Origin of the sequence: uncultured Formosa sp., from assembly GCF_947500765.1 — a bacterium.
Classification (GTDB): domain Bacteria; phylum Bacteroidota; class Bacteroidia; order Flavobacteriales; family Flavobacteriaceae; genus Formosa.
Genome location: NZ_CANMTH010000046.1, coordinates 1 through 898, shown reverse-complemented (window position 1 = coordinate 898; position 898 = coordinate 1). Strand labels below are relative to the sequence as shown.

Here is an 898-nt window from a genome sequence, read left to right as displayed (position 1 = left end):
AAATAAAAACCGAATAGAAAATCCGCGAGGATTTTCGTAAGTAGGCGAGAACCAGCCATTAATTATACACGGTGTTATCTCTTGTTTTTATTCCGCTGTTTCTTTTTTCGTTCACGTTTATATTTTCTTAATTCCTTTTTGGTAATGGGATTGATAATTGAGTATGCTGAACCTGAATATTTATAGCTTATGAACGGAATTTTTTCGATAAAATCTTTTCCATATTTTTCTAATTCTCCTATTTCACTAATTTTTTTATTAAAATCAATTATAAATTCTGCTTCTGTAATACCCTTTTGAGCTTTTGGTGTCCAAAAATTTTTAAAAGAATAAGTATTATTTTCTTTCAGTTCATAAATATGAGTTATTCCGTCAAATCCTTGTTGCCAATCTTTAATATACTTATCACTTGGTATTTTTTTAATTCTACTGTTTAGTATGTATTCATACAAATTTTCAGAGATAGATTTAGGAAGAAAATATGTTTTTACAAATGTGTCCGCTTCAGAATCGTTTTCCCAAACCTCAAAAACAAAATAGATTATTTTTCCGCTTATGGAATCATTGTTTTTAGTTATTTCAAGCATACTGCCAGGATTCCAAGTTCTGAATACAAATTCAGATTGAAAATTCAATTCTGGAAGTTTAAATTCCTTTATTTTTTCTGCTTGTATGTTTTTCCAAAAGGTTGTGTCACTTTCTTTCGTTAGATAGAGTTCTGATTTTTCAGTTTGGCTATTTGCACATATAGATAGTAAAATAGTTAAAGTCAGTAAAAGTATTTTCATTTCCGATTATTTCTGTCAAATTTATTCTTTGACAATTAATCTTAAAAGTCAAAATGAGTGAACTACCTTTTTTAATGAGCGAAATGTTTTTCTCAAATAAGAGATAACGT

General features: G+C 28.1%; 1 protein-coding gene. It reads right to left on the bottom strand.

Annotated elements, in window-relative coordinates; genetic code table 11:
- Positions 1 to 74: 74 nt before the first annotated feature.
- Positions 75 to 788 (bottom strand): hypothetical protein, encoded by a 714-nt coding sequence (locus Q1B05_RS18530; RefSeq protein WP_299782942.1) that lies wholly within the window; start codon positions 786 to 788, stop codon positions 75 to 77.
- Positions 789 to 898: the final 110 nt, after the last annotated feature.